This window comes from Kitasatospora sp. NPDC003701, from assembly GCF_053587085.1.
Map to the genome: position 1 here is coordinate 107,974 of NZ_JBSFNM010000004.1, position 24,919 is coordinate 132,892.

The 24,919-nt window shown below is 74.4% G+C and carries 21 protein-coding genes; 10 read left to right on the top strand and 11 right to left on the bottom strand.

The genetic code is table 11. From position 1 onward, the window contains the following. The first annotated feature begins 197 nt into the window (after positions 1–197). Positions 198–614 (top strand): nuclear transport factor 2 family protein, encoded by a 417-nt coding sequence (locus ACWDRR_RS05595; RefSeq protein WP_449770888.1) that lies wholly within the window; start codon positions 198–200, stop codon positions 612–614. Between the two features lie 251 nt (positions 615–865). Here ACWDRR_RS05595 and ACWDRR_RS05600 read toward each other — a convergent pair whose 3' ends face one another. Continuing rightward, positions 866–1,597, bottom strand: a complete 732-nt coding sequence (locus ACWDRR_RS05600; protein WP_449770889.1) for an SDR family oxidoreductase — start codon at positions 1,595–1,597, stop codon at positions 866–868. 95 nt (positions 1,598–1,692) lie between these two features. Here ACWDRR_RS05600 and ACWDRR_RS05605 point away from each other — a divergent pair, with 95 nt between their 5' ends. The 8 genes from ACWDRR_RS05605 (at position 1,693) to ACWDRR_RS05640 (ending at position 14,711) form a co-directional block, all read left to right on the top strand. Beyond that, positions 1,693–2,544, top strand: a complete 852-nt coding sequence (locus tag ACWDRR_RS05605) for a LysR family transcriptional regulator (RefSeq protein WP_449770890.1) — start codon at positions 1,693–1,695, stop codon at positions 2,542–2,544. 325 nt (positions 2,545–2,869) lie between these two features. Continuing rightward, the gene (locus tag ACWDRR_RS05610) at positions 2,870–4,579 is read left to right on the top strand and encodes an acyclic terpene utilization AtuA family protein (RefSeq protein ID WP_449771038.1); all 1,710 of its coding nucleotides are present in this window, start codon (positions 2,870–2,872) and stop codon (positions 4,577–4,579) included. Beyond that, entirely contained in the window at positions 4,576–6,174 is a 1,599-nt protein-coding gene (locus ACWDRR_RS05615; protein WP_449770891.1) for an acyl-CoA carboxylase subunit beta, read from the top strand. The genes ACWDRR_RS05610 and ACWDRR_RS05615 overlap by 4 nt, the downstream gene beginning before the upstream one ends. Positions 6,175–6,196: 22 nt before the next feature. Then, on the top strand, positions 6,197–8,134 hold the full coding sequence (locus ACWDRR_RS05620; protein WP_449770892.1) for an acetyl/propionyl/methylcrotonyl-CoA carboxylase subunit alpha: 1,938 nt from the start codon (positions 6,197–6,199) through the stop codon (positions 8,132–8,134). 143 nt (positions 8,135–8,277) lie between these two features. Then, on the top strand, positions 8,278–9,465 hold the full coding sequence (locus ACWDRR_RS05625) for an acyl-CoA dehydrogenase family protein (RefSeq protein ID WP_449770893.1): 1,188 nt from the start codon (positions 8,278–8,280) through the stop codon (positions 9,463–9,465). Between the two features lie 355 nt (positions 9,466–9,820). Further along, complete coding sequence (locus tag ACWDRR_RS05630; protein WP_449770894.1) at positions 9,821–11,407, top strand: 4-coumarate--CoA ligase family protein; 1,587 nt, start codon at positions 9,821–9,823, stop codon at positions 11,405–11,407. A 67-nt stretch (positions 11,408–11,474) separates the two neighbouring features. Continuing rightward, on the top strand, positions 11,475–12,095 hold the full coding sequence (locus tag ACWDRR_RS05635; RefSeq protein WP_449770895.1) for a TetR/AcrR family transcriptional regulator: 621 nt from the start codon (positions 11,475–11,477) through the stop codon (positions 12,093–12,095). Positions 12,096–12,245: 150 nt separating this feature from the next. Beyond that, positions 12,246–14,711 carry a SpoIIE family protein phosphatase gene (locus tag ACWDRR_RS05640; RefSeq protein WP_449770896.1) on the top strand — a complete coding sequence of 822 codons (2,466 nt, stop codon included), beginning with the start codon at positions 12,246–12,248 and terminating at the stop codon, positions 14,709–14,711. A gap of 119 nt (positions 14,712–14,830) precedes the next feature. Here ACWDRR_RS05640 and ACWDRR_RS05645 read toward each other — a convergent pair whose 3' ends face one another. From ACWDRR_RS05645 to ACWDRR_RS05690, 10 genes are all read right to left on the bottom strand, one after another. Then, positions 14,831–16,405, bottom strand: a complete 1,575-nt coding sequence (locus ACWDRR_RS05645) for an MFS transporter (RefSeq protein ID WP_449770897.1) — start codon at positions 16,403–16,405, stop codon at positions 14,831–14,833. A 62-nt stretch (positions 16,406–16,467) separates the two neighbouring features. Continuing rightward, positions 16,468–17,022 carry a TetR/AcrR family transcriptional regulator gene (locus ACWDRR_RS05650; RefSeq protein ID WP_449770898.1) on the bottom strand — a complete coding sequence of 185 codons (555 nt, stop codon included), beginning with the start codon at positions 17,020–17,022 and terminating at the stop codon, positions 16,468–16,470. Between the two features lie 180 nt (positions 17,023–17,202). Beyond that, positions 17,203–17,595, bottom strand: coding sequence for a cell division protein SepF (locus ACWDRR_RS05655; protein ID WP_329486140.1), 393 nt, complete (start codon positions 17,593–17,595; stop codon positions 17,203–17,205). A gap of 268 nt (positions 17,596–17,863) precedes the next feature. Next, positions 17,864–18,394, bottom strand: coding sequence for a DinB family protein (locus tag ACWDRR_RS05660; protein WP_449770899.1), 531 nt, complete (start codon positions 18,392–18,394; stop codon positions 17,864–17,866). A 122-nt stretch (positions 18,395–18,516) separates the two neighbouring features. Then, positions 18,517–19,290: a VTT domain-containing protein gene (locus tag ACWDRR_RS05665; protein WP_449770900.1), complete on the bottom strand. Its 774-nt coding sequence runs from the start codon at positions 19,288–19,290 to the stop codon at positions 18,517–18,519. A gap of 125 nt (positions 19,291–19,415) precedes the next feature. After that, positions 19,416–19,958 (bottom strand): RICIN domain-containing protein, encoded by a 543-nt coding sequence (locus tag ACWDRR_RS05670; protein WP_449770901.1) that lies wholly within the window; start codon positions 19,956–19,958, stop codon positions 19,416–19,418. 46 nt (positions 19,959–20,004) lie between these two features. After that, a complete protein-coding gene (locus ACWDRR_RS05675) occupies positions 20,005–20,547 on the bottom strand; it encodes an RICIN domain-containing protein (protein WP_449770902.1) in 543 nt (180 codons plus the stop codon). A gap of 137 nt (positions 20,548–20,684) precedes the next feature. Next, on the bottom strand, positions 20,685–21,230 hold the full coding sequence (locus ACWDRR_RS05680) for an RICIN domain-containing protein (RefSeq protein WP_449770903.1): 546 nt from the start codon (positions 21,228–21,230) through the stop codon (positions 20,685–20,687). Positions 21,231–21,270: 40 nt separating this feature from the next. Beyond that, the gene (locus ACWDRR_RS05685; protein WP_449770904.1) at positions 21,271–22,056 is read right to left on the bottom strand and encodes a dienelactone hydrolase family protein; all 786 of its coding nucleotides are present in this window, start codon (positions 22,054–22,056) and stop codon (positions 21,271–21,273) included. 122 nt (positions 22,057–22,178) lie between these two features. Then, positions 22,179–23,495 carry an MFS transporter gene (locus ACWDRR_RS05690; RefSeq protein WP_449770905.1) on the bottom strand — a complete coding sequence of 439 codons (1,317 nt, stop codon included), beginning with the start codon at positions 23,493–23,495 and terminating at the stop codon, positions 22,179–22,181. A 157-nt stretch (positions 23,496–23,652) separates the two neighbouring features. Here ACWDRR_RS05690 and ACWDRR_RS05695 point away from each other — a divergent pair, with 157 nt between their 5' ends. Next, complete coding sequence (locus ACWDRR_RS05695) at positions 23,653–24,846, top strand: ROK family transcriptional regulator (RefSeq protein WP_449770906.1); 1,194 nt, start codon at positions 23,653–23,655, stop codon at positions 24,844–24,846. Positions 24,847–24,919 lie beyond the last annotated feature (73 nt).

A 24,919-nucleotide genomic window follows, 5' to 3' on the forward strand; every position in this document is an offset into this window, starting at 1 on the left:
GGGCCGTCTGCGGTGCATTCCCGGTTCGGCCACGAACATGCCGAGGACGGCGGCGCCACTGCCGCCGAGGGGCCCGCGGTGCGGCGGGCGACCGGGGGCCGGCCGATCCGGCGGACGTGGCCGCGCCCGGAAATCGCCCTCTCGGAGGCGCCGTTGTGGTGGAGTGGACGTCCGTGTCCGAGCCCGGGGAGGCCGCCGTGTCCACACCGCAGGAGATCTTCCAGAGGTACGTCTACGCCGGTCCGCTGACTCGCAACGCCGATGCCCTCGCCGAGAACTTCACCGCGGACGGTGTCCTGGAGCTGCCGCTCATGCCCGCCGGGGCCGCCTTCCCCCGGAGGCTGGCGGGCCGCGAGGAGATCCGCGCCGCGATGGCGACGTACTACGCGCGGCAGCCGGAGGACGCCCGCCCGCCGAACCTCGACAAGTCCGGCTACGTGCTGCACACCACCGCCGACCCCGAGGTGTTCATCGCCGAGATCGACACGGTCTTCGACGGGGACGAGGACGGGGACGCGGCGGACGTGGTGGTCTCGCTGGTGCAGATCTTTCGCATCCGCGACGGGAAGATCGCTCGGCTGCGTGACTACTTCGCGCCGGACCTGATGGGCTGAGGACGCCCGGTGGCCGTTCCCGGCAGGCTCCGGTCCACCGCGTGAGGTCGCGTGCACAGGACGACCGCTGATCTTCGCCTGCGCAGGAACCGGACGCTCGATTCCAAGGGGGCCCGATGAGTGGACCGGGTTCCTGCCCGGCCGGCAGGCCCCGCGCGCTGACCGTGACCGCCGGCGCGGCGGACGGCTGTGACGGTCGCGCGGGCGCAGCGGCCTCACCCACGCGGCCGCGTGGGTGAACCGCCGTCAGTTCACCAGGGCACCACGCCGGCGTCGTCGAAGAACTGGCCGGTCGGGCCGTCGTCGGGCAGGGTCGCGAGTTCGATGGCGATGGCCGCGCCCTGCTCGGGGGTGCGCACGCCCCGGAAGCCGTTGAGGTCGGTCGCGACGTAGCCGGGGCAGCCGGCGTTGATCAGGATGTTCGTGCCGCTCAGCTCCCGGGCGTACTGGAGGGTGACGGCGTTGAGGAAGGTCTTCGACGGCGAGTACGCCACGGCCACTGGACCTGCGGTCAGCTCACCGGCGGCTCCGGACTGCCGGGTGAGGGAGCCGACGCTGCTGGACATGTTCACGATCCGCGGTGAGGCGGAGCGGCGCAGCAGCGGCATCATCGCGTTGGTGACGCGGATGACGCCGATGACGTTGGTCTCCACGACCGTCCGGATGGTGGCGAGGTCGACGCGGGTGGGTTCCTGCGGCATGCTGCCGCTGATGGCGGCGTTGTTGACGAGCACGTCGAGGCGCCCGGCCTGTTCCTCGATCAGCCGTGCGGCGGCGGTCGCGCTCGCGTCGTCGGTCACGTCCAGCGGTACGCCGAACGCGTCGACGCCGGCCGCGCGCAGCCCCTCCACCGCGGCCCTGCGGCGCTGTTCGTCGCGGGCGCCGACGCCGATGCTCCAGCCGAGGGCGCCCAGGCCCGCGGCGATCTCGTAGCCGATTCCCTTGTTCGCGCCGGTGACCAGCGCGATCGTTCGTTCGCTCATGGGGACCATGCTGCTCCCGGACCCCGGCGGGGGTCCAAGACCGATCGGGTGGACGACGATACCTTCCAGGTATTGATCCGGAGTACGGTGGCCGGATGGAGACCAGGGAACTGCGCTACTTCGTCGCCGTCGCCGAGGAGTTGCACTTCGGGCGCGCGGCGCAGCGGCTCGGGATCGCACAGCCGCCGCTGTCACGGGCGATCCAGCAGCTCGAACGCCGGCTCGGGGCAGCGCTGCTGGATCGGACCAGCCGCACCGTCACGCTGACCGAAGCCGGCTCGGTGCTGCTGGCCGAGGGCCGGGCGGCCCTCGACGCGGTCGAAGCGGCCGAGCGCCGGACCCGCCGCGCCGCTCATCCCTCGACCGGCCGCCCCGGCCTGGTCCTGGTCACGAAGGCCAGCGCGTCCCGCGAACTGCTGGCGAGACTGCTGGACGCGTACGCCGCCGAACCCGGCGCGGTCCCCGTCGACGTCATCCTGTGCGGCCCGGCCGAGCAGGCACGATTCCTGCGCGAGGGCCGGGCCGACGTGGCGCTGCTGCACCGGCCGTTCGACTCGACGGCCGGGTTCCACACCGAAGAACTCGGTACGGAGGGCCAGGTGGTGGTCCTGCCGGCCGGGCATCCGCTCACCGCCCGGACCCATGTGAACCTGGCCGACATCACCGGGTTGCCCGGCCTGCCCCTGCCACGCTGGCCCGGACCCGACGGCAGCTACCCGCCCGGCCCCGGCCCGCAGGTCCGCGACCAGGCGCAGTTGTTGCAGCTCGTCGCGCTCGGCCGTGCTTGCGCGGTCTCACCGGAGTCCTGCCGAGCCCAACTGCACGGTGACCTGGCCGCCGTGCCCGTGCTGGACGCGCCGCAGGTCACCACCGTGATCGCCTGGCCGCCGCACAGTCGGTCCAGGGCCGTCGCCGACCTCGTCCGGACGGCGACCCGTCTCCGGTGACTCCCGTACGCCCGGCCGGGCTCCATCCACCGTGTCCCGCTGCACGTCACGCAGCGTAGCGAGGCGGCCGGGTCGCCGTCGATGACCTCCCGGCGCCGACCACGGCTCCGGTCACACCGCCGCTTCGCTGCCGGGGGCGGCGCGGGAGCAAAACAAGCAGGCATGATTGCTTTTTCTTCGTCCCGGTGCCACGCTGCTGCCCGACGGCAAGCGTGGCAGGCGTTGGGCCACCGGTAGGGGAGGCGCACCTGTGGGGTCGCGTTCGGTACTGCGGATCGGCAACGCGTCGGGCTTCTACGGGGACCGCTTCTCGGCGGTCCGCGAGATGCTCACGGGTGGGCCGCTGGACGTTCTGACCGGGGACTACCTGGCCGAGCTGACCATGCTCATCCTGGCCCGGGACCGGCTCAAGGACCCCTCGCTCGGCTATGCGAGGACGTTCCTGCGGCAGATGGAGGAGTGCCTCGGCCTGGCGCTGGAGCGCGGGGTGCGGATCGTGGTCAACGCCGGCGGGCTCAACCCCGGCCGACTCGCCGACGCCATCCGCGAACTGGCGGAACGCCAGGGACTCTCGCCCGCCGTCGCCCATGTCGAGGGTGACGACCTGCTGCCCCGGCGGGCCGAACTCGGCCTCCCCGACGACCTGCTGGCCGCCAATGCCTACCTCGGTGCCTTCGGCATCGCCGAGTGCCTCAGTGCCGGGGCCGACCTGGTCGTCACCGGCCGGGTCACCGACGCGGCGCTGGTCGCCGGTCCGGCGATCGCCCGGTTCGGCTGGGGCCCGGGGGACTTGGACGCGCTCGCCGGCGCCGTGGTGGCCGGGCACGTGCTGGAGTGCGGCGCTCAGGCGACCGGCGGCAACTACGCGTTCTTCCGCGAGCACGACGTCACCCGGCCCGGCTTCCCGATCGCCGAGCTGGCGGCGGACGGCTCCAGCGTGATCACCAAGCACCCGGGCACCGGCGGCGCCGTCACCACCGGTACCGTCACCGCCCAGCTCCTCTACGAGACGGGCGACGCGCGCTACCTCGGACCGGACGTCACGGCCCGGCTGGACACCGTGCGGCTCACCCAGGAGGGGCCGGACCGGGTCCGGATCCACGGTGTGCGCGGCGAGGCGCCGCCACCGACCCTCAAGGTCGGGCTGAACCGGCTCGGCGGCCACCGCAACGAGGTGGTGTTCGTCCTGACCGGGCTGGACATCGAGGCCAAGGCCGCCCTGGTGCGGCGGCAGTTGACCGACGCCCTGCCGCCGCAGGCCCGACCCGCCGAACTGCGCTGGACCCTCGCCCGCACGGACCACCCCGACGCCGACACCGAGGAGAGCGCCTCCGCGCTGCTGCGGCTCACCGCCCGGGACCGCGACCCGGCCAAGGTCGGGCGTGAACTCGGCAGGGTGGCGGTGGAGTTGGGGCTGGCCGGCTATCCCGGGTTCCACCTCACCGCGCCGCCCGGGGCGGGCTCGCCCTACGGGGTGTTCACCGCCGCGTACGTCGACGCCAAGGCGGTGGAGCACACCGCCGTGCTGCCGGACGGGCGGCGGGTCGTCGTGCCGCCCGCGCCGGCCACCGCGCCGGGCGGGCCACTGCCGGAGCCTGCGCACCCCGGCCCCGAGCCTGCGCACCCCGGCCCGGAGCCTGCGCACCCCGGCCCGGAGTCCGCGCACCCCGACCCGGAGCTGCCGGCGCCGCCGGAGCCCGGTCCGACCGTCCGGGCGCCGCTCGGCCGGGTGGCCGGAGCCCGCAGCGGCGACAAGGGCGGCGACGCCAACCTCGGCGTCTGGGCCCGCGGCGCGGACGGCTGGCGCTGGCTCGCGCACACCCTCACCGTCGACCTGCTGCGCGAACTCCTGCCGGAGACTGCCGAGTTGCCGATCACCCGGCAGCTGCTCCCGCACCTTCGCGCGGTCAACTTCACCATCACCGGCCTGCTCGGCGAGGGCGTCGCCGCCCAGCACCGCTTCGACCCACAGGCCAAGGCGCTGGGGGAGTGGCTGCGCTCCCGCCACCTCGACATCCCGGAGGCGCTGCTGTGACCGTCCTGCCCACCCGCCTCGACCCGGCCGGCGCCGACTACGCCGAGCACCGTGCCGCGATGCTCGCCAGGCTCACCGAGCTGGACGCCGAACACGCCAAGGCACTGGCCGGCGGCGGCCCCAAGTACGTCGAACGGCACCGCGGCCGGGGGAAGTTGCTGCCGCGCGAGCGGATCGAACTGCTGGTCGACCAGGACTCGCCGTTCCTGGAGCTCTCCCCGCTCGCGGCCTGGGGCAGCGACTACCCGGTCGGCGCGGCGCTGGTCACCGGGATCGGCGTGATCGAGGGCGTCGAGTGCGTCATCACCGCCAACGACCCCACCGTGCGCGGCGGGGCCAGCAACCCCTGGACGCTGCGCAAGGCCCTGCGCGCCAACGAGATCGCCCTCACCAACCGCCTCCCGCTGGTCAACCTGGTCGAGTCCGGCGGCGCCGACCTGCCCAGCCAGAAGGAGATCTTCATCCCCGGGGGCGCCCTCTTCCGCGACCTCACCCGGCTCTCCGCGGCCGGAATCCCCACCGTGGCCGTGGTGTTCGGCAACTCCACGGCCGGCGGCGCCTACGTGCCGGGCATGTCCGACCACACCGTGATGGTGAAGGAGCGGGCCAAGGTCTTCCTGGGCGGTCCGCCGCTGGTCAGGATGGCCACCGGCGAGGAGTCCGACGACGAGTCGCTCGGCGGCGCCGAGATGCACGCCCGCACCTCCGGCCTGGCCGACCACTTCGCGGTGGACGAGCCGGACGCGCTGCGGCTGGCCCGCCGGATCGTCGCCCGGCTGAACCACCGCCGGCCGGGCCCCGGCGCCGACCCGCTGGCCGAGCCGCCGAAGTACGCCGAGGACGAGCTGCTCGGCATCGTCCCCGGCGACCTCAAGATCCCGTTCGACCCGCGCGAGGTGATCGCCCGGATCGTCGACGGCTCGGACTTCGACGAGTTCAAGCCGCTCTACGGCACCAGCCTCGCCACCGGCTGGGCCCGGCTGCACGGCTACCCGGTCGGCATCCTGGCCAACGCGCAGGGCGTGCTGTTCAGCCCGGAGTCGCAGAAGGCCGCGCAGTTCATCCAGCTGGCCAACCAGCGCGACATCCCGCTGCTGTTCCTGCACAACACCACCGGCTACATGGTCGGCAAGGACTACGAGCAGGGCGGCATCATCAAGCACGGCGCGATGATGATCAACGCCGTCGCCAACTCCACGGTGCCGCACCTGTCGGTGCTGATGGGCGCCTCCTACGGGGCCGGCCACTACGGCATGTGCGGGCGGGCGTACGACCCGCGGTTCCTGTTCACCTGGCCGAGCGCCAAGTCCGCGGTGATGGGCCCGCAGCAGCTCGCCGGTGTGCTGTCGATCGTGGCCCGGCAGTCCGCGGCGGCCAAGGGGCAGCCGTACGACGAGGACGCCGACGCCGCGATCCGGGCAATGGTCGAGCAGCAGATCGAGGCGGAGTCGCTGCCCGTCTTCCTCTCCGGCCGGCTCTACGACGACGGGGTGATCGATCCCCGCGACACCCGGACCGTGCTCGGCCTCTGCCTCTCCGCGATCCACAACGCGCCCGTCGAGGGCGCGCGCGGCTACGGCGTCTTCCGCATGTGATCCGACTCTGAGAGGGACCGACGTGATCACCAACCTGCTGGTCGCCAACCGGGGCGAGATCGCCCGCCGGGTCTTCCGCACCTGCCGGAGCCTCGGTATCGCCACCACCGCCGTGTACGCCGACCCGGACGCCGACGCCCCGCACACCCGGGAGGCCGACGCCGCCGTGCGCCTGCCCGGTGCGGCGCCCGCGGACACCTACCTGCGCGGCGATCTGATCGTCAAGGCCGCGCTGGCCGCCGGGGCCGACGCCGTCCACCCCGGTTACGGCTTCCTCTCCGAGAACGAGGAGTTCGCCCGGGCGGTGCTCGACGCCGGCCTCACCTGGATCGGCCCGCCCCCGGCCGCGATCGCCGCGATGGGCTCCAAGACCGCCGCCAAGCGCCTGATGGCCGCCGCCGGCGTCCCCGTCCTGGACGCCGTCACCGACCCCGTCGAGGCCGACCTGCCGCTGCTGGTGAAGGCCGCCGCGGGCGGCGGCGGGCGCGGCATGCGGGTGGTCCACCGGCTGGACGAACTCGCGCCCCGCCTCGCCGAGGCCCGCGCCGAGGCGGCGAAGAGCTTCGGCTCGGACGAGGTGTTCTGCGAGCGCTACCTGCCCACCGGCCGGCACGTCGAGGTCCAGCTGCTCGCCGACGTCCACGGCACGGTGTGGGCGGTCGGCGAGCGGGACTGCTCGCTGCAGCGCCGCCACCAGAAGGTCGTCGAGGAGGCCCCGGCCCCCGGCCTCGACGCGGAGCTGCGCACCGCCCTGCACGCGGCCGCCGTGGCCGCCGCCCGGGCGATCGGCTACACCGGCGCCGGCACCGCCGAGTTCCTGCTCGGCCCCGACGGCCGCTTCCACTTCCTGGAGATGAACACCCGCCTCCAGGTCGAGCACCCCGTCACCGAGTGCGTCACCGGGCTCGACCTGGTCGCCCTCCAACTGCGCGTCGCCGAGGGCGAACCGCTGCCCGGCCCGCAGCCGCCCGCCCCGCGCGGCCACGCCATCGAGGCGCGGCTCTACGCCGAGGACCCGGCCCGCGACTGGCAGCCGCAGACCGGCACCCTGCACCGCCTCGAAATCCCGGGCACCACGGCCGAGTTCACCACGGCCGACGGCGACACCGGGCTGCGCCTGGACTCCGGTGTCGAGGCCGGCAGCGCGATCGGCGTGCACTACGACCCGATGCTCGCCAAGGTCGTCGCCTGGGCGCCGACCCGGGCCGCCGCGGCCCGCCGGCTCGCCGACGCGCTCACCCGCGCCCGCATCCACGGGCCGGTCACCAACCGGGGGCTGCTGGTCGCGGCGCTGCGCCACCCCGCCTTCCTGGCGGGCCGGGTGCACACCGCCTTCCTGACCGAGCACGCCGCCGACCTCGCCCCCGCCCCCGGCGGGGACGCCCTGCCCGCCCTCGCCGCCGCGCTGGCCGACGCCGCCGAGCGCCGCCGCGGTGCGGCGCTGCCCTCCGGCTGGCGCAACCTGCCCTCGCAGCCGCAGACCAAGCGGTACGCCGCCGCCGACGCCACCGTGTACGAGGTCCGCTACCGGTTCGGCCGTGCCGGTCTCGCAGCCGAGGACCACCCGGGCACCACGCTCGTCTCCGCGACGCCCACCCGGGTGGTCCTCGACACCGACGGCGTCCGGAGCGCCTACGACATCGCGCGCTACGGGGACCAGGTCCACCTGGACACCCCGGCCGGTGCCACCGTGCTGACCGCGGTGGAGCGCTTCCCCGATCCGGCGGCCCACACCGACCCGGGGGCCCTGCTCGCGCCGATGCCCGGCACCGTCGTCCGCACCGCGGCCGTCGTCGGCGACACCGTCACCGCCGGCCAGCCGCTGCTCTGGCTGGAGGCGATGAAGATGGAGCACCGCGTCACCGCCCCCGCCGACGGCGTCCTCACCGAACTCCGCGCCGCCGCCGGCCAGCAGGTCGAACTCGGCGCCCTGCTCGCCGTCGTGCAGCCGGCCCCCTGAGGCCGCGCCGCCCCTCGAACGCCCGCCCGCCTGCTTCCTCACCGAACGCAGGCCGCTCGCTCGCCGAACCCCGCCCGCCGCTCGTACCCCGCCCGCCGCTCGTACCCCGCCCGTTCCCGTACCCGCCCGGAAGGACGAACCGCATGTCCGCACCGCGCACCACCACCCCCGGCAGCCCGCTGATCGAGACCCCCGAACGCCAGGACCTGCGCCGCGCCGTGGCCGACCTCGGCAACCGCTACGGCTCCGCGTACTACCTCGGCAAGGCCCGGGCCGGCCGGCCGGCCGACGAGCTCTGGGCCGAGGCCGGCAAGGCCGGCTACCTCGGGGTCAACCTGCCCGCCGAGTACGGCGGCGGGGGCGGCGGCATCACCGACCTCGCCATCGTCCTGGAGGAACTCGGCACCGCCGGCTGCCCGTTGCTGCTGCTGATCGTCTCCCCGGCGATCTGCGGCACGGTGATCGCTCGCTTCGGCACCGAGCAGCAGAAGCAGCAGTGGCTGCCCGGGCTCGCCGACGGCACCCGGCGGATGGCCTTCGGCATCACCGAACCGGACGCCGGCTCCAACTCCCACCGGATCTCCACCATCGCCCGGCGCGACGGCGAGGACTGGCTGCTCACCGGCCGCAAGGTGTTCGTCTCCGGCATCGACCACAGCGATGCCGTGCTGTTCGTCGCCCGCACCGAGGACGCCCGGACCGGCAAGCTCAAGCCCGCCCTCTTCATCGTCCCGCGCGACACCCCCGGCTTCGAGTACCACCCGATCCCGATGGAACTCGTCGCCCCCGAGAAGCAGTTCCAGGTCTTCCTGGACGACGTCCGACTGCCCGCCGAGGCCCTGGTCGGCGACGAGAACGCCGGACTGCTGCAGCTCTTCGCCGGCCTCAACCCCGAGCGGATCATGACCGCCGCGTTCTCGCTCGGCCTCGCCCGGCAGGCCCTCGGCCGGGCCGTCGAGTACGCCAAGTCCCGGACGGTCTGGTCGACCCCGATCGGGGCCCACCAGGGTCTGGCCCACCCGCTCGCCCAGTGCGCGGTGGAGATCGAGCTCGCCCGGCTGATGACCCAGAAGGCCGGCCTGCTCTACGACGGCGGCGACGACCTCGCCGCGGGCGAGGCCGCCAACATGGCCAAGTACGCGGCCGGCGAGGCCGCCGCCCGCACCGTCGACCAGGCCGTCCAGACCCTGGGCGGCAACGGCCTCACCCAGGAGTACGGTCTCGGCGCCCTGCTCGCCGCCACCCGGGTCGGCCGGGTCGCGCCGGTCAGCCGGGAGATGGTGCTCAACTTCGTGGCCCAGCACACCCTCGGGCTGCCCAAGTCGTACTGACGCACCGCGGCCGCGGGCAGGGCGCGCCGCGGGCGAACACCCGCGCGAGGCCGGTGGCGAAAGGCCACCGTCTGTGCGAGGCGCGGGCCCGCCCGGCCCGGGTGTCCGGGCGAGTCCCGCCGGGCCGTCCGGCGGGGTGCGCCCTGGTCGGAGGCGGGTGACCGGGGCACACCCCGCCGGTCCGCGCGCCGGGCGCGCCGAACGGGTCGCCCGGGATTCCACGATCCTTCGTCACAATGGAGCAACGCCCCGCCACTGTCCGTATGCTCCTTGTCCGCGAGCTCGGCCGAACGGCGGGCCAGGACCACTCGCCGGCCACCCGACCGGGCGTCAACTACCCATTTGGAGGCACGCCTTGGTGTTCCACAGCGAGTTCCCCGACGTCGGCGTCGTCGATCTGCCGATCCATGAGGCGGTGCTCGGCTCCGCCGCCCGGTACGGCGACCGGCCGGCCCTGATCGACGGGATCACCGGGGAGTCGGTCAGCCACGCGCGGCTCGCCACGGCCGTCCGCCGGGCAGCCGCCGGACTGGCCGAGGCAGGAGTGCGCCAGGGCGACGTGGTGGCGCTGTTCAGCCCCAACACGATCGCCTACCCGATGGCCTTCTACGGCGCCACCCGGGCCGGTGCCACCGTCACCACGGTCTCCTCCATGGCCACCCCCGGCGAGCTGGCCGGCCAGCTCGCCGACAGCGGCGCCCGCTGGCTGATCACCGTCTCGCCGTTCCTGGCCACCGCCCGGCAGGCCGCCGACAAGCTCGCCGCCGAGGGCCGGGCGCTCGCCGAGATCATCGTGCTGGACGGCGCCGAGGGCCACCGCTCGCTGGCGGACCTGCTCGCCTCCGGCGGCGCCGATCCCGAGCCCGTGATCGACCCCGGTACCGACATCGCCGTGCTCGCCTACTCCAGCGGGACCACCGGCCTGCCCAAGGGCGTGATGCTCACCCACCGCTCGATCGCCACCAACCTCGCCCAGGCCGACGCCCTCTACCGGCCCGAGGTGGGCGAGCGGATCCTCGCCGTCCTCCCCTTCTTCCACATCTACGGCCTCACCGCCCTGCTCAACCAGCCGCTGCGCTGCGGCGCCACCGTCGTCGTCCTGCCGCGCTTCGACCTGGAGCAGTTCTGCCGCACCATCGAGGAGCAGCGCGTCCAGGCCCTGTTCGTGGCCCCGCCGATCGCCCTCGCCCTGGCCAGGCACCCGGTGGTCGACCGCTTCGACCTCTCCTCGGTGGAGTACCTGCTCTGCGCGGCCGCCCCGCTGGACACCGAACTGGCCGACGCCTGCGCCCGGCGGCTCGGCCTGCCGCACATCCTCCAGGGCTACGGCATGACCGAGCTGTCGCCGGTCTCGCACGTCGTCTCCCCGACCGAGACCGACCCCCCGCCGGGCTCGGTCGGCCGGATGGTGCCCTCGACCGAGCTGCGGGTCGCCGCCCTGGACGGCAGCGGCGCCGATCTCGGCCCGGGCGAGCCGGGTGAGCTGCTGGTCCGCGGCCCGCAGGTGATGAAGGGCTACCTCGGCCGCCCCTCCGAGACCGCCGCCACCGTCGACGCCGACGGCTGGCTGCACACCGGCGACGTCGGCTACGTCGACGAGCGCGGCTACCTCTACGTCGTCGACCGGGTCAAGGAGCTGATCAAGTACAAGGGCTACCAGGTCGCCCCCGCCGAGCTGGAGGCCCTGCTGCTCACCCACCCGCAGATCGCCGACGCCGCGGTGATCGGCGTCCGGGACGCGGAGGGCACCGAGTACCCCAAGGCCTTCGTGGTCCGCACCCCCGGCAGCGCGCTCACCGAGCAGGACGTCACCTCCTTCGTGGCGGCCGGGGTCGCCCCGTACAAGAAGGTCCGCGCGGTGGAGTTCCTGGACGCCGTCCCCAAGTCGGCCGCCGGCAAGATCCTGCGCCGGGAGCTGCGCGCCCGTGAGGCCGCCCGCTGAGCCGGGCCGCGGATCTGCGAGGATCGACCCCGCCCGGACACCGCACGGACAGGACCAGTCGCCGCCGATGACCGCCCACCCCGCCGCCCGCACCCCCCAGCAGGACCGCAGCCGCGCCACCCGGCAGCGGCTGCTGGCGGCGGCCGTCGACTGCCTGGCCGAGGTCGGCTGGAACGGTTCCACCGTCACCGTGGTCGCCGAACGCGCCGGCGTCTCCCGGGGCGCCGCCCAGCACCACTTCCCCACCCGCGAGGACCTCTTCACCGCGGCCGTCGAACACGTCACCGCCGAGCGGCTGGCAGCCGTCCGCGCCCACGCGGACGAGCTGCCGGCCGCCGGACCGGACCGCACCGTGGCCGTCGTCGACATGATCGTCCGGCTCTACACCGGCCCGCTGTTCCGCGCCGCCCTCCACCTGTGGGTCGCCGCCGCCACCGAGGAACCGCTGCGTGCGCGGATCGTCGCACTCGAGGGCCGGGTCGGCCGCGAGGCCCACCGGGCCGCCGTCGAGTTCCTGGACGCCGACGAAAGCCGCCCCGGAGTCCGCGAGACGGTGCAGGCGACCCTCGACATGGCACGCGGTCTCGGACTGGCCAACCTGCTCTCCGACGACAGCGCCAGACGATCCGGAGTGATCCGGCAGTGGGCGAGCCTTCTGGAGGGTACGCTGCGGCCGGTACGCCCATGACGCCCGTACACCAGGCCCGTCCGAGGAACCTCTGACCAAGGGGTCGCCGGGCGGCCGATGTCCGTGCAGTCTGGAGAAGAACCCCGGCCGGCACGGACCGCGAGGCCCCGCCCGGCCGGGCACGAGCCGAACGCGGGGTGCTGCCTGATCATGCACGGACACGAATGGGACGCGACCGACGCCGCCGGCCCCGCACCGGGTGGAGCCTCCGTACGCCTGGACGGCCATCGCCTTGTCCCGCTCGCCACCGCGCTGCTCCAGGAGGACGGCCTCATCCTGCACTGGAGCGAGGACGCCGAGGCGCTGCTCGGCTACCCCGCCGACGAGGCCGTCGGCCGGTACGCCGCCCAGCTGCTCACCGCCCGGACCGACCGCCCCGAGGTGTTCGCCCTGTTCGAGCGCATCATGAGCGGCAAGGGCTGGTCCGGCGTCTTCCCGGTCCGCCACCGCGACGGCCACGTCGTCGAGCTGGAGTTCCGCACCTACCCGATCGCCGGCCCCGGCGGCACCCTGCTGCTGCTCGCCACCGCCTCCGACACCCAGGCCCTGCACCGGGTCGAGGCGGACCTCGCCGTCCTCGACGGCATCTTCGGCCAGTCCCCGATCGGCATGGCCGTCTACGACACCGACCTGCGCTACGTCCGGCTCAACGGGGCGCTGGCCCGGATGAACGGCGTCCCCGTCGAGGAGCACCTCGGGCGCCGGATCAGCGTCGTCCTGCCCGGCATCAACAGCTCCGAGATAGAACAGACCATGAGACAGGTGCTCACCACCGGCAGACCCGTGGTCGACGCCCGCTCGCACGGCCGCGTCCCCGGCGATCCGCGCCGCGACCGCGCCTGGTCCGCCTCCTACTTCCGGCTGGAGGACTCCACCGGCCGGGTCTTCGGCGTCTGTTCCTCCATCATCGACGTCACCGAGCGGTTCCAGGCCGAGGCCCGCGCCGCCCGCGCGCAGGAACGTCTCACCACCATCGCCGAGGCCACCGCCCGGATCGGCACCACCCTCGACCTCCAGCGCACCGCCGAGGAGCTGATCGAGGCCGTCGTCCCCCGGTTCGCCGACTTCGCCACCGTCGACCTGCTGGAGCCGGTGCTGCGCGGCGCCGAGCCCACCGCGATCCCCGAGGACCGCTCCGTCCAGCTGCGCGCCGTCGCCGTCGGCGAGTCCTACGAGTCCGGCCTGGCACTCGCCGTCGACACCGTCGGCGAGGTCTCCGAGTACGCCCCCGACCGCAGCTACACCCAGTGCCTGCGCAGCGGCCGCCCGCTGCTGCGCGCCCGCGTCGACGAGGACGTCCTGCGCGGCCTGGTCGCCACCGAGGAGCGGGTCGCGCCCGGCATGGAGGCCGGCATCCACTCGTACCTGATGGTGCCGCTGACCGCCCGGGGCATGGTGCTCGGCGGCTCCGAGTTCATCCGGATGCGCAACTCCGAACCGTTCACCGACGCCGATGTCGCGCTCGCCGAGGAACTGGTCGCCCGCACCGCCATCGCGATCGACAACGCCCGGCTCTACCGGCGCGAGCGCGAGACCGCGCTCACCCTGCAGCGCAGCCTGCTGCCGCAGGAGATCCACCGCACGCTCGGCCTGGAGATCGCCTACCGCTACCTGCCCAGCAGCATGACCAGCGAGGTCGGCGGGGACTGGTTCGACGTCGTCCCGCTGTCCTGCGGCCGGGTCGCGCTGGTCGTCGGCGACGTGATGGGCCACGGCATCCGCGCCGCCGCCACCATGGGCCAGCTGCGCACCGTCGCCCGGACGCTCGCCACCCTGGACATGCCGCCCGAGCAGGTGCTCACCCGGTTGGACGAGACCGCCTCGGGGATCGGCGAGGGCCAGTTCGCCACCTGCATCTGCGCCGTCTACGACCCGCTGGAGCGGACGGTGCAGGTCGCCTCGGCCGGCCACCTGCCACCGGTCTCGGTCGCCCCCGACGGCACCGCCCGCAGGATCGACGTCCCGCCCGGCGTCCCGCTCGGGGTGGGCGGCGTGGCCTTCGAGTCCATCGGCTTCACCCTCCCCGAGGGCGGCATGCTCGCCCTCTACACCGACGGCCTGGTCGAACGGCGCGGCCACGACCTCGACGACGGCATCGACCTGCTCGCCCGTACGCTCTCCGGCCCCGGCCGCACCCTGGAGGAGAACTGCGACGCCGTCCTCGGCGCCCTGGTCACCGACGGCACCGACGACGACATCGCGATGATCATGGCCCGGGTGCTGCCGCTGCCCGCCGACCGGATCGCCACCCTCCCGCTCACCGGCGGCGGCCGGCTGCCCGGCACGGCCCGCCGCTTCACCCGCGCGACCCTGGACGGCTGGGGTCTCTCGGCGCTCTCCGACTACGCCGAACTGCTGGTCAGCGAGCTGGTCACGAACGCCCTGCTGCACGCCGACGCCCCGCGCCGGCTGCGGCTCTTCCGCGACCGGGTGCTCACCGTGGAGGTCGCCGACACCGGCGGCCAGACGCCGCAGCTGCGCCCGTTCGCCGAGCAGGACGAGGGCGGGCGCGGGATGTTCCTGGTCAACGAGCTGGCCCAGCGCTGGGGCAGCCGGCTGACCAGGGACGGCAAGGTGGTCTGGGCGGAGCTGGAGCTGCCGTTCGGCATCGTCTGAGCGCACACGCGCGCGGGACCTCGCACCCCGGGAAGGGGCGCGAGGTCCCGCGCGCGTGTGCCGGGCCGGGTGGGCCGGGCCGTGTTTGCAAAGTCCCGACGCGACTTTGCAAACACGGCCTAGACGGCCGCCTTCTCGCGGTCCGGCTGCTCGGCGTGCGGCGACTGCTCCGCCTGCTCCCCGGCGGCCTTCGGCAGGCCCCGCAGCAGGCGCCAGGCGAGCGCGGACGCGGCCAGCAGCAGCGCGCCGGCCAGGATCGCGGCGACGTTCATGCCGTGCACGAAGGAGTCGCGGGCGCTCTCCAGCAGCGGCCCCGCCAGCGTCTGCGGCAGGCCGTGCGCGGCCTCGACCGCGCCGCCGAGCGACTCGCCCGCCTGGGCGGCGGTGGCCTGGTCCGCGCCGGCCGGCACGGCCAGCCCGCCCGCGTAGAGCGAGCCGACCACCGAGCCGACCAGGGCGATGCCGAGTGCCGTCCCCAGCTCGTAGGCGGTCTCGGAGACCGCCGAGGCGGCGCCGGCCTTGTCGGCGGGCGCGGCGCTCAGCACCAGGTCGGCGCCGAGCGTGTAGACCACGCCCTCGGCGGTGCCGACGATCAGGAAGGCGGCGGCGAGCACCAGGTAGGTGGAGTCCTGCTGCACCCAGCCGAGCAGCCCGATGCCGGTGCCCATGGCCAGCAGACCCAGCGTCAGGGTGGCCCGGGCGCCCGCCCGCCGCGCCAGCCGGGCGGTCAGCAGACCGCCGACCACGGCTCCGGCGAAGGCCGGCAGCTCGGCCAGGCCGGCCTTCAGCGGCTCGTAGCCGCGCACCAGCTGCAGGTACTGGGAGGTCACGAAGACCACGCCGGAGAGCCCGATCAGCGCGGTGAGCGAGGCCAGCACCGCCGCGGTGAAGCGCCGGTCGGAGAAGAGCCGGACGTCCAGCAGCGGGGTGGGCAGCCGCAGCTGGCGGCGGACGAAGACGGTCAGGGCGGCGGCGCCCAGCACGGCCGCGACCGGGACGTCCCAGCGCGCCACGCCGTGGGCGGCGGCCTCCTTGATCGCGTAGACCACGCCGATCACACCGGTCAGCGAGAGCACCACGCTCAGCACGTCCCAGCGCCCCGGCTTCGGGTCCCTGGACTCGGGCAGCAGCCAGGCGCCGAGGACCAGCAGCAGGATCAGGACCGGGATGTTCAGCAGGAACACCGAGCCCCACCAGAAGTGCTCCAGCAGCACCCCGCCGACCACCGGGCCGAGCGCGGCGCCGGCGGTGGCGGCCGCGCCCCAGATGCCGATCGCGGTGGCCCGCTCGCGGTCGTCCGGGAAGAGGCTGCGGATCAGCGACAGGGTGGACGGCATGATGGTCGCCCCGGCCACGCCGAGCAGCGCGCGGGCCAGGATCAGCCAGCCGGCGCTGGGCGCGTAGGCGGCCAGCAGCGAGGCGGCGCCGAACGCGGTGGAGCCGGCCAGCAGCAGCTTCTTGCGGCCGATCCGGTCGCTCAGCGAACCCATGCTGACCAGCAGGCCGGCCAGCACGAAGGAGTAGGCGTCGCCGATCCAGAGCAGCTGCGTGCCGCTGGGGCGCAGCGTCTCGCTGATCGACGGTATGGCGAGGGACAGGACGGTCGCGTCGACGGCGACCAGGGTGACGGCCAGGACGAGGACGGCGAGGCCGGTCCAGCGCTGGCGGGGGCGGACGAGGACGGTGCTGCTCATGGGTATCGGTTTCCGGCCGCTGTTCCGAGGGCCTGTGGTCCGAGGTGCTGTGGGTGGGGGGCTCAGTGCGGCTGCGGCGGTCGCAGCGCGCCGCCGAGGAAGAGCTCGGCGAGTGAGAAGGCGGCGTCCCGGGGAGCGAGCCGGCCGTCCTGGAGGGCCCAGCCGACGCCGGCCACCAGGTCGAAGAAGGCCTCGCTGAGCCAGCCGGCGGAGAGCTCGATGCGGAACACGCCCTGCTGCTGGCCACGCAGGAAGAGTGCCTGCAGCCGGGCGATCTGGGAGTCCCAGAGCTCGTTGATGTCCTCGTCGTCGTACAGCTGGTTCTCGCCGGCCAGGAAGGCGCAGAGCGCGGCGTCCGGGACGATCAGGTCGACCAGGCGGCGCAGCGCGGCGTGCGCGTCGCCGTCCTCGATGGCGGCGGCGTCCAGGGCGGTGCCGAAGGTGCGCAGTCCGAGCAGGCCGACCTCGCGGATCAGCGCCTCGCGGCCCGGGAAGAGCCGGTGCAGGGTGGCGCGGCTGATGCCCGCGGCGCGGGCGATCTCGTCCAGATGGGCGGTCGGGCGGCGGGAGAGCACGCCCACGGCGGCTTCGAGGACGGAGTCGCGGTCGGTGGCCATGCGGCAAGTGTACGTCAAATGAGACATGGATGTCTCAGAGTTTCCTCGGACGGTTCAGTTGAGCCACCGGCGCCCTGCTGTGGCCGGTGGGGCGGGCCCGCCGGTTCGGGGGTCCGCCCGCAGCGGCGGGGCAGCAAAAAACCGGGGACGGCGGTGCCGTCCCCGGTCGCGTGCTGCCGGTCAGCTCTGGTTGTAGAACCCGGTCTCGTCCAGCGGTCGGTCGATCACCATCACCTCGACGTCCGCCGGCGTGAGCAGGAACACCCGGCGGGCGATCCGCTCGATCCCGCCGCAGGTGCCGAAGATCAGCCCGGAGGCGAAGTCGACCATGCGCTTGGCCTCGGCCTCGTCCATCTCGGTGAGATCCATGACCACCGGGATGCTCGCCCGGATGTGCTCGCCGACCGTTCGCGCGGCCTCGAAGCCCGTCGGCCGCAGGGAGACGATCTTCGTGGGAGCGGGGGAGGACGGTACCGTCTCCTGCTCGATCCACTCGTCGTCGTACACCGCGGCCGGGTAGTTCCCGGAGGGCATCAGCCACCCGTTGTGGTGCTCGTCGCGAAGTGCTCCCATGCCGCGCCTCCCTGCCTCGTTCCGTACAGGTCCCCCGGTGCGCGTGTCCTTTTGACACGTCATCCACTCGTCGGAACTGTCCGAGTATCGCACTGATCACCGGTCCCGTGCCCGCTCGCGACCCCCGTCCGAGTCGTGCCGCGCCGGAAACCCGGGCGAACCCGGGCAACAGTTGCGACGCAGTGGAACGGCGGTTGGTTGCGCGCGTAGACCATATCGGTCGTGGTCACCGCCCAATTGACCTTCTGTCAACGATGTGGGAACGATTTCACTCGCCGGTGACGCCGTCGACCAGTTCGCGCAGAAGATCGGCGTGACCGTTGTGCCGGGCGTACTCCTCGATCATGTGGACCAGGATCCAGCGGAGCGTCACCTCCCGGCCCTCGCGCGGGCGCTTGCCGACCGTGTCGAGCGACAGGCCCTCGCAGGCCGCCCGGGCGGCCGCGATCTGCGTCTGCCAGGTGGCGAAGTCCGCCTCGGCGTCGGCGGCGTCGAGCAGGTCGAAGTCGCCGTCCGGGTGCTCCGCGGACCAGTAGAGGCCGGCGGGCCCCGGCTCCTCGCCGAGCAGGACGATCCGGAACCAGTAGCGCTCCACCTCCGCCAGGTGCCGGACCAGGCCGAGCAGCGAGAGCGAGGACGGCGGGACGGAGCGCAGCCGCAACTGGTCGGCGGTCAGCCCCTCGCACTTGCGGGCGAGGGTGGCGCGGTGGAAGTCCAGCCATGCGGTGAGCATCACCGTCTCGCTCGCGGCCATCGGGGGCTCGGGTCGGTCGACGGCGGGCGTCAGGTCGTTGGTCATGGCGGCCATCCTGGCGCAGACGGTGGGGCGAGGGCGACCGAATAGTCGGTTGGCGCGTCGCGGGCTCAGGCCCGCGCCGCGCGCTCAGGCCTGCGCCGTGCGTAGCGGTCCGCGCCGTGCGCTCAGGCCTGCGGGGCGCGGCGGCGGCGGGCGGCGGCCCGCCAGAGGGAGACCAGGCTGCCCGCGCCCAGGGCGGCGATCGCGCCGGCCGACACCAGGAACGCCGCCGAGCCCGGCTCCCCGGCGCTGGCCGCCGCCGTGACGTAGATCGCCGTGGTCGGTACCACCCCGATCGCGGTGGCGGTCAGGAACGGCAGGAACCGCACGCCGGAGAACGCGGCGCCGTAGTTGCCGGCCTGGAACGGCAGCCCGGGCAGCAGGCGCAGCAGCAGCACGCTGCGGAACCCCTGCTCGGTGAACCGCTTGTCGAGCGCGGTCAGCAGGCGCCCGCGCAGATAGGGGCGGAGCGCGTCGCGGCCGAGCAGCCGGCCCAGCGCGAAGGCGGCCGCCGCGCCCAGGGTGGTGCCGAGCACGGCCAGCAGGACGCCCTGCTGGATGCCGAGCAGCAGCCCCGCCGCCGCGTTCAGCGCCGGGCGGGGCACGAAGGCGAGCGTGCCCAGGGCGTAGACCGCGGTGAACGCGGGTGCCAGCCAGTACCCCGGCACCCCGGCCGGGAGCCCGCCGGTGAGCAGCGCCGACGGGCTCCAGAGCAGCAGCGAGCCGGCCGCCGCGGCGAGGATCACCACCAGCAGGGCGAACCGGGGCCACGGCGAGCGCGGCCAGGGCGTGCGCGGGCCGTCGGCGGCGGGCCCGGGTGTGGGCCCGGTCGCGGTCGGCCCGGGCTGCGGCGGGGCTGCGGGCGGTGCGGTCGGCTCGGTGGGTGCGGGTGCGGGCACCGCCCGAGCCTAACCGTGCGGCCCGGTGGCCGGGGCGGCGGGTTCACCTCGGGGCCCGGCGGCGGACGGACCGCCGGACCGCCGGACCGCCGGGGCGCTGCCGGGCCGGCGGTGGCGGTTCGGGCTCAGCCGTGCGGGCCGGGCGGCCAGGGGGAGTAGAGCCAGGCCTGGTTCAGGCCGCTGTTGCGCCCCCACTGGGTGACCGGGGTGCCGTCGGCGCTGCTGGAGCCGGTGAGGTCCAGGACGAGGTCGCTGTTGCGGTTGTTCACCGTGCGGATCCCGCTGTGGTGGACGACGGTCTCCGACCAGGCCTGGTTGAGGCCGCCGTTGCAGGTCCACTGGCCCGCCTGGGTGCCCCAGGTGGTGCTGTAGCCGGGGATCTCCAGGCACTTGCCGCTGTGGACGTTGACCAGCTGGTCGGGGTCGGTCCAGACCCATTTCTGGTTGTCGCCGCCGGTGCAGGTCCACTGGCGGACCGGGGCGCCGTTGTCGGTGCGCCAGTCGGCGACCTCCAGGCACTTGTTGGTGAGGGCGCTGCGGATCTCGAACGGGATGGTCGTCGCGGCCTGCGCCGAGGTCGGCGCCACCACGGCGAGCACGCCGGTGACGGCGAGCGCGGCGGCGACGGAGCCCAGGCGTCCGGCCGGCGAGGTGCGGTGTGCGGTCATGCGGGTCCCCTTGGAGTCGGGTGGCCGAGCGGGTGCGGAGGGGCGGTCAGTTGTGCGGTCCGGGCGGGAACGGCGAGTAGTACCAGACCTGGTTGTACCCCCCGTTGAGGTCCCACTGGATCACCGGCGCGCCGTCGGCGGTACTGGCGCCGGCCACGTCGAGGTAGCCGCCGCTGTGGAGGTTGACGAGGTGGCGGAGCCCGCTGTGCAGGCGGCTCGCGTCGCTCCACGCCTGGTTGAGGCCGCCGTTGCAGGTCCACTGGCCCGCCCGGGTGCCCGGGGTGGTGCTGTAGCCGGGGATCTCCAGGCACTTGCCGCTGTGGACGTTGACCAGCTGGTCGGCGTCGGTCCAGACCCACTTCTGGTTGTCGCCGCCGGTGCAGGTCCACTGGCGGACCGGGGCGCCGTCGTCGGTGCGCCAGTCGGCGACCTCCAGGCAGGTGTAGCCGGCGAGGTTCCCGATCGCGAACGGGGCGGAGGTCGCGGCCCGGGCCGGTGCGGCGGGCGCGGCGAGCGCCGTCCCGGTGGCGAGGGCGAGGACGGCGGCGGCGGAGGCGAGGCGTCGTGCCACGGCGGAGCGGTCGGTCATGAGGTCCCCCTCGGTTCGGGTGGGCCGGGGCCGCCGCGGCGGCCTGCCGGCGAGCCCCGGCGGGGGAGGCGGGCCTCCCCCGCCGGGGCGGGAGCGGTGGCCGGGCGGCGGTCCGGAGCCCGGCCGGGGAGTCGGCCCTACAGGACCACGTTCGGGCGGAAGGACCAGCGCTGGTTGTACACGCCGGTCGGGTACCACTGGATCGCCGGGGTGCCGTTGTCGAAGCCCCCGCCGCTGATGTCGAGCACGAGGTCGCTGTCGAAGTTGACGATGGCCAGGGTGCCCTGGCCGGCGTTGACCACCCCCCAGCGCTGGTTGGTGCCCTTGTTGCAGGTCCACTGGCCGACCGGGGTGCCCGGGGCGGTGCTGTAGCCGGGGATCTCCAGGCACTTGCCGCTGTGGACGTTGACGGCGTAGCCGTCGGTGAACCGCCACTTCTGGTTGTCGCCGCCGGTGCAGGTCCACTGGCGGACCGGGGCGCCGTCGTCGGTGCGCCAGTCGGCGACCTCCAGGCACTTGTCGCTGGACTGCACCCGGACCTCGACGTTCTGGGCGATGTCGATCGGCTTGTAGACGAAGGCCGCCGACGCGGGAGCGGCGGCCAGCAGGGCGCTGCCGAGGGCGAGGGCGGCGACGGCGGCGGTGGAGGCGACGCGTCGCCCGGCGGTGGTTCGGGTGGTCATTGGTCCCCCTGAGTGCGCTGAATGACGGTGGTCGCCGGGGTCAGGCCGGTCGGGGCAGGTCCGGGTCGGCCAGGAAGCCCAGCAGCCGCTGCCAGGACGCCCTGGCCGCGACGGAGTGTTCGACAGCGCTCTCTTCGAAAAAGTTGTGCGGAGCCTGAGGAAAAGTCGTGAACTCGTGTGGGCAGCCGGCTTCGGTCAGCGCCGCGTCGAAGGCCGCGACCGTCGCCGCCGGGATGTGCTCGTCGGCGCCGCCCCAGAAGGCGAGCACGGGGGCGGTCAGGCCGGGGGCGAGCTGGGTGGGGCCGGGGGCGCCGTTCAGGACGTCGGGGTAGCCGTAGTAGCCGACCGCGCCGGCCAGGCCGAACCGCGGCGCGGCGGCGCGGAACGCCTGCCGGCCGCCGAAGCAGAACCCGAGGGCGACGACCTCGGCGGCGCCGCTCGCGCGCAGCCGGCCGATGGCGGCGGTGAGGTCGGCGTCGAGGCCCTCCGGGGTGAGGGCGAGCAGGTGCGGCAGCAGATTCGGCAGCTCGCCGAATTCCGGCCCGCGCTCCCGCGGGGCGGCGCCGGCGGTACGCCCGAAATAGTCGAGGGCGAGCGCCGGGTGACCCTGCTCGGCGAGCCGGACGGCGGTCTCGCGGTAGAAAGCGGAAAGTCCCCGGTTGTCCGGCAGGACGAGCACGCCCCGTCCGGTCGGACGGGCGGGCCGGGCCAGGAAGGCGGTGAACTCCGTCCCGTCGCCCGAGGCGACGGTGAGGTCGGCGGACTCGGCCACGGTGCTGCCGGCGGGGGTGAAGGCGGGGGGTGCGGAGTCGGCGTCGTAGCACACGGGGGAATTCCTCCACTGGTCACGGAACTGCCGGGTGCTCGGCGCACCCGGCAGTCGGTGATATTAGCGGGGAATTCAATTCCAAGCTGGAATCATATCGCACGGGAATTTCTTTGGAAAGGCTATTTCGATGACGGTGCGATCACATTCCCGGTGCCGTGCTTGTCGATGCCCGGTTGGTGTGTGCCCGGTTTGTCGGCGTGCTGTTCCCCGCCGGCCGGCCGGCCGTTGTCCGCCGGGCGGTCGGCGTCCGGCTCGGCCCGGCGCAGGGCGCCCGCGCTCAGCAGCAGGGCGAAGGTGAGCGCGGCGACCACGCCGAACGAGACGGTGAGCGAGGTGGCCTGGGCGAGGGCCCCGATGATGGCCGGCGCCACCAGACCCGAGGTGTAGGTGACGGTCGCGACGCCCGCGATCGCCTGGCTCGGGTTGGTGCCGATCCGGCCGGCGGCCGCGAAGGCGAGCGGGACGACGACGGCGATCCCGATGCCGATCAGCGCGAACCCCGCGATGGCCAGGGCCGGGCGGTCGGCGAGGACGACCAGCAGGCCGCCCGCGGTGGCGATCGCACCGCTGGCCCTGGTCGCCCGCACGGCGCCGAGCCGGCGGATCGCGGCGTCGCCCGCCAGCCGGCTGACCGCCATGGTGAGGGCGAACGCGGTGTACGAGGCGGCCGCCACGGTGGCCGACGCGCCGGTGACGTCCTTGAGGTAGACGCCGCTCCAGTCCATCGAGGCGCCCTCGGCGAACACCGCGCAGAAGCCGACCAGTCCGATCACGAGCGAACTGCGCGGCGGCAGGGCGAAGCGCGGCGGGGCCTCGTCCTCCTCGGCCGCCCGCAGGTCGGGCAGGCCCCGGCAGACCGGCTGCGCCAGGCCGAGCAGCACCAGGGCGGTGACGGCGAGCTGGAGCCGGGCGTCCAGGTCCTGGTGGGCGGCGAGGATGCCGAAGGCGGAGGCCAGCAGGCCGCCCGCGCTCCACATCCCGTGCAGTCCGGACATGATCGAGCGGCCCATGCGCTGCTCGATCTCCACCCCCTGGGCGTTCATCGCCACGTCCGCCATGCCGGCCGTCGCGCCGTAGCCGAGCAGGACCAGGCAGAGCAGCGGCAGCGAGGGGGCGAGGGCGGGCAGGGTCAGGGCCAGGCACCAGAGCGAGAGCAGTCCGCGCACCGCGGCCCGCCCGCCGTAGCGGTGGACGAACCGGCCGGCGAGCGGCATCGCGAGGGACGAGCCGATCGCGGGCATCACCAGGGCCAGGCCGAGCTGGCCGGGGGAGAGGTCCAGGCGGTCCTGGATCCAGGGGATGCGGGTGACGAAGCTGCCGCTGACGGCGCCGTGCACGGCGAACACCAGGCTGATGCTCGCCCTGGCCCGGCGCGGCCGCTCCAGGGTGTCGGCGCCCCGCCGGTCGGGTGGTCCTGTGGTCAGGCTGTCGGTCATCCGGTGTTCCCTCCCGGCCGCGCCGCGGCGCGACGGTGCCCTGTGGGTGGTTCCTGTCGATACATGCCCGCACGGCCGTGGTTCGTGCGCTCTCGGCATCCTTCGATAAATTATCAGGAAGGGACCCTGATAGAAACACTCTGGAAAGATGACGCCCATGACCACCGTGCGTACGGCCACGCCGAGCACCGCCCGGGCGATCAACGACCGGCTGGCGCTCAACCTGCTGCTCGAACAGGGGCCACTGACCGCGACCGAGCTCCGCGACCTCACCGGACTCTCCCGGCCCACCGTCGCCGACCTGCTGGAACGCCTGCAGCGGAGCGGCCTGGTGGCCATGGTCGGCGAACGCGGCGAACAGCGCCGCGGCCCCAACGCCAGGCTGTACGCCCTGGTCGCCTCGCGCGCCCACCTCGCCGCCGTCGACGTCCGCTCGGGCGGCGTCAGCCTGGTCGTCGCCGACCTCGCCGGGCACACCCTGGCCACCGCGGAGCTGGCGGTCGAGGGCCGGGGCGACGCCGACACGGCGCACCGGATCGTCCGCACCCTGCGCGACACCGCGAACCGGGCCGGCGTCGAGCGGCTGCACACCGTCGCCGTCGGCGCCCCCGGACTGGTCGCCCCCGCCACCGGCCGCCTCTACAGCACCGGCGCACTGCCCGGCTGGCACGCCGAACTCCTCGCCGCCCTCGAAGCGATGCCCGGCACCGACGTGATCCTGGAGAACGAGGTCAACCTGGCCGGCCGCGCCGAGTACCGGATCGGCGCGGCCCGGGGCCGGCACACCTTCGTGCTGATCTGGCTCGGCCACAGCGTCGGCGCCGCCGTGATCCTCGACGGCCGGCTGCGCCGCGGCGCCTCCGGCGGCACCGGCGAGATCTGCTTCCTGCCCGTCCCCGGCACCGCCGGCCTGCCCAGCGCCACCGAGAGCGAGGGCGGCTTCCACGGACTGGTCGGCAGCGCCGCCGTCTGCGACCTCGCCCGCGCCCACGGCCTGCCCGCCGACCCGGCCGACGACGCCGCGGCCGCCGAGGCCGTCGTCCGGACCGCACTCGGCGCCTGCGCCGAGGGGCAGGCGGGCGGGCCGTTCCTGGACGAGCTGGCCGAGCGGATCGCGGTCGGCGCCTCGGCCGTCTGCGTGGTGCTCGACCCGGGCTGCGTCGTCCTCGGCGGCGAGATCGGCCGGGCCGGCGGCGCCGAACTGGCCGGCCGGGTCGAACGCCGCCTCGCCGGACTCTCCCCGCTGCGCACCGAAGTCCGGGCCGGCACGGCGGGTGGCGGCGCGGTGCTCGCCGGCGCCGTCCTCACCGCCGGCGACGCCGTCCGGCGGGACCTCTTCGGCGAACCGTAGGCGCACGGCAACGCCCCCGCGCCTTCCCGGGGCTCCGCTTCGCCCGGCGGGCGGCCGGTACGGCAGGATGGCG

What these genes read in the sequence shown, in the direction of transcription:
- ACWDRR_RS05670 (WP_449770901.1), bottom strand. Translation starts at nt 19,958, where the DNA reads ATGACCGCACACCGCACCTCGCCGGCCGGACGCCTGGGCTCCGTCGCC.
- ACWDRR_RS05635 (WP_449770895.1), top strand. Translation starts at nt 11,475, where the DNA reads ATGACCGCCCACCCCGCCGCCCGCACCCCCCAGCAGGACCGCAGCCGC.
- ACWDRR_RS05625 (WP_449770893.1), top strand. Translation starts at nt 8,278, where the DNA reads ATGTCCGCACCGCGCACCACCACCCCCGGCAGCCCGCTGATCGAGACC.
- ACWDRR_RS05605 (WP_449770890.1), top strand. Translation starts at nt 1,693, where the DNA reads ATGGAGACCAGGGAACTGCGCTACTTCGTCGCCGTCGCCGAGGAGTTG.
- ACWDRR_RS05650 (WP_449770898.1), bottom strand. Translation starts at nt 17,022, where the DNA reads ATGGCCACCGACCGCGACTCCGTCCTCGAAGCCGCCGTGGGCGTGCTC.
- ACWDRR_RS05600 (WP_449770889.1), bottom strand. Translation starts at nt 1,597, where the DNA reads ATGAGCGAACGAACGATCGCGCTGGTCACCGGCGCGAACAAGGGAATC.
- ACWDRR_RS05675 (WP_449770902.1), bottom strand. Translation starts at nt 20,547, where the DNA reads ATGACCGACCGCTCCGCCGTGGCACGACGCCTCGCCTCCGCCGCCGCC.
- ACWDRR_RS05690 (WP_449770905.1), bottom strand. Translation starts at nt 23,495, where the DNA reads ATGACCGACAGCCTGACCACAGGACCACCCGACCGGCGGGGCGCCGAC.
- ACWDRR_RS05660 (WP_449770899.1), bottom strand. Translation starts at nt 18,394, where the DNA reads ATGACCAACGACCTGACGCCCGCCGTCGACCGACCCGAGCCCCCGATG.
- ACWDRR_RS05655 (WP_329486140.1), bottom strand. Translation starts at nt 17,595, where the DNA reads ATGGGAGCACTTCGCGACGAGCACCACAACGGGTGGCTGATGCCCTCC.
- ACWDRR_RS05680 (WP_449770903.1), bottom strand. Translation starts at nt 21,230, where the DNA reads ATGACCACCCGAACCACCGCCGGGCGACGCGTCGCCTCCACCGCCGCC.
- ACWDRR_RS05640 (WP_449770896.1), top strand. Translation starts at nt 12,246, where the DNA reads ATGCACGGACACGAATGGGACGCGACCGACGCCGCCGGCCCCGCACCG.
- ACWDRR_RS05695 (WP_449770906.1), top strand. Translation starts at nt 23,653, where the DNA reads ATGACCACCGTGCGTACGGCCACGCCGAGCACCGCCCGGGCGATCAAC.
- ACWDRR_RS05645 (WP_449770897.1), bottom strand. Translation starts at nt 16,405, where the DNA reads ATGAGCAGCACCGTCCTCGTCCGCCCCCGCCAGCGCTGGACCGGCCTC.
- ACWDRR_RS05610 (WP_449771038.1), top strand. Translation starts at nt 2,870, where the DNA reads ATGCTCACGGGTGGGCCGCTGGACGTTCTGACCGGGGACTACCTGGCC.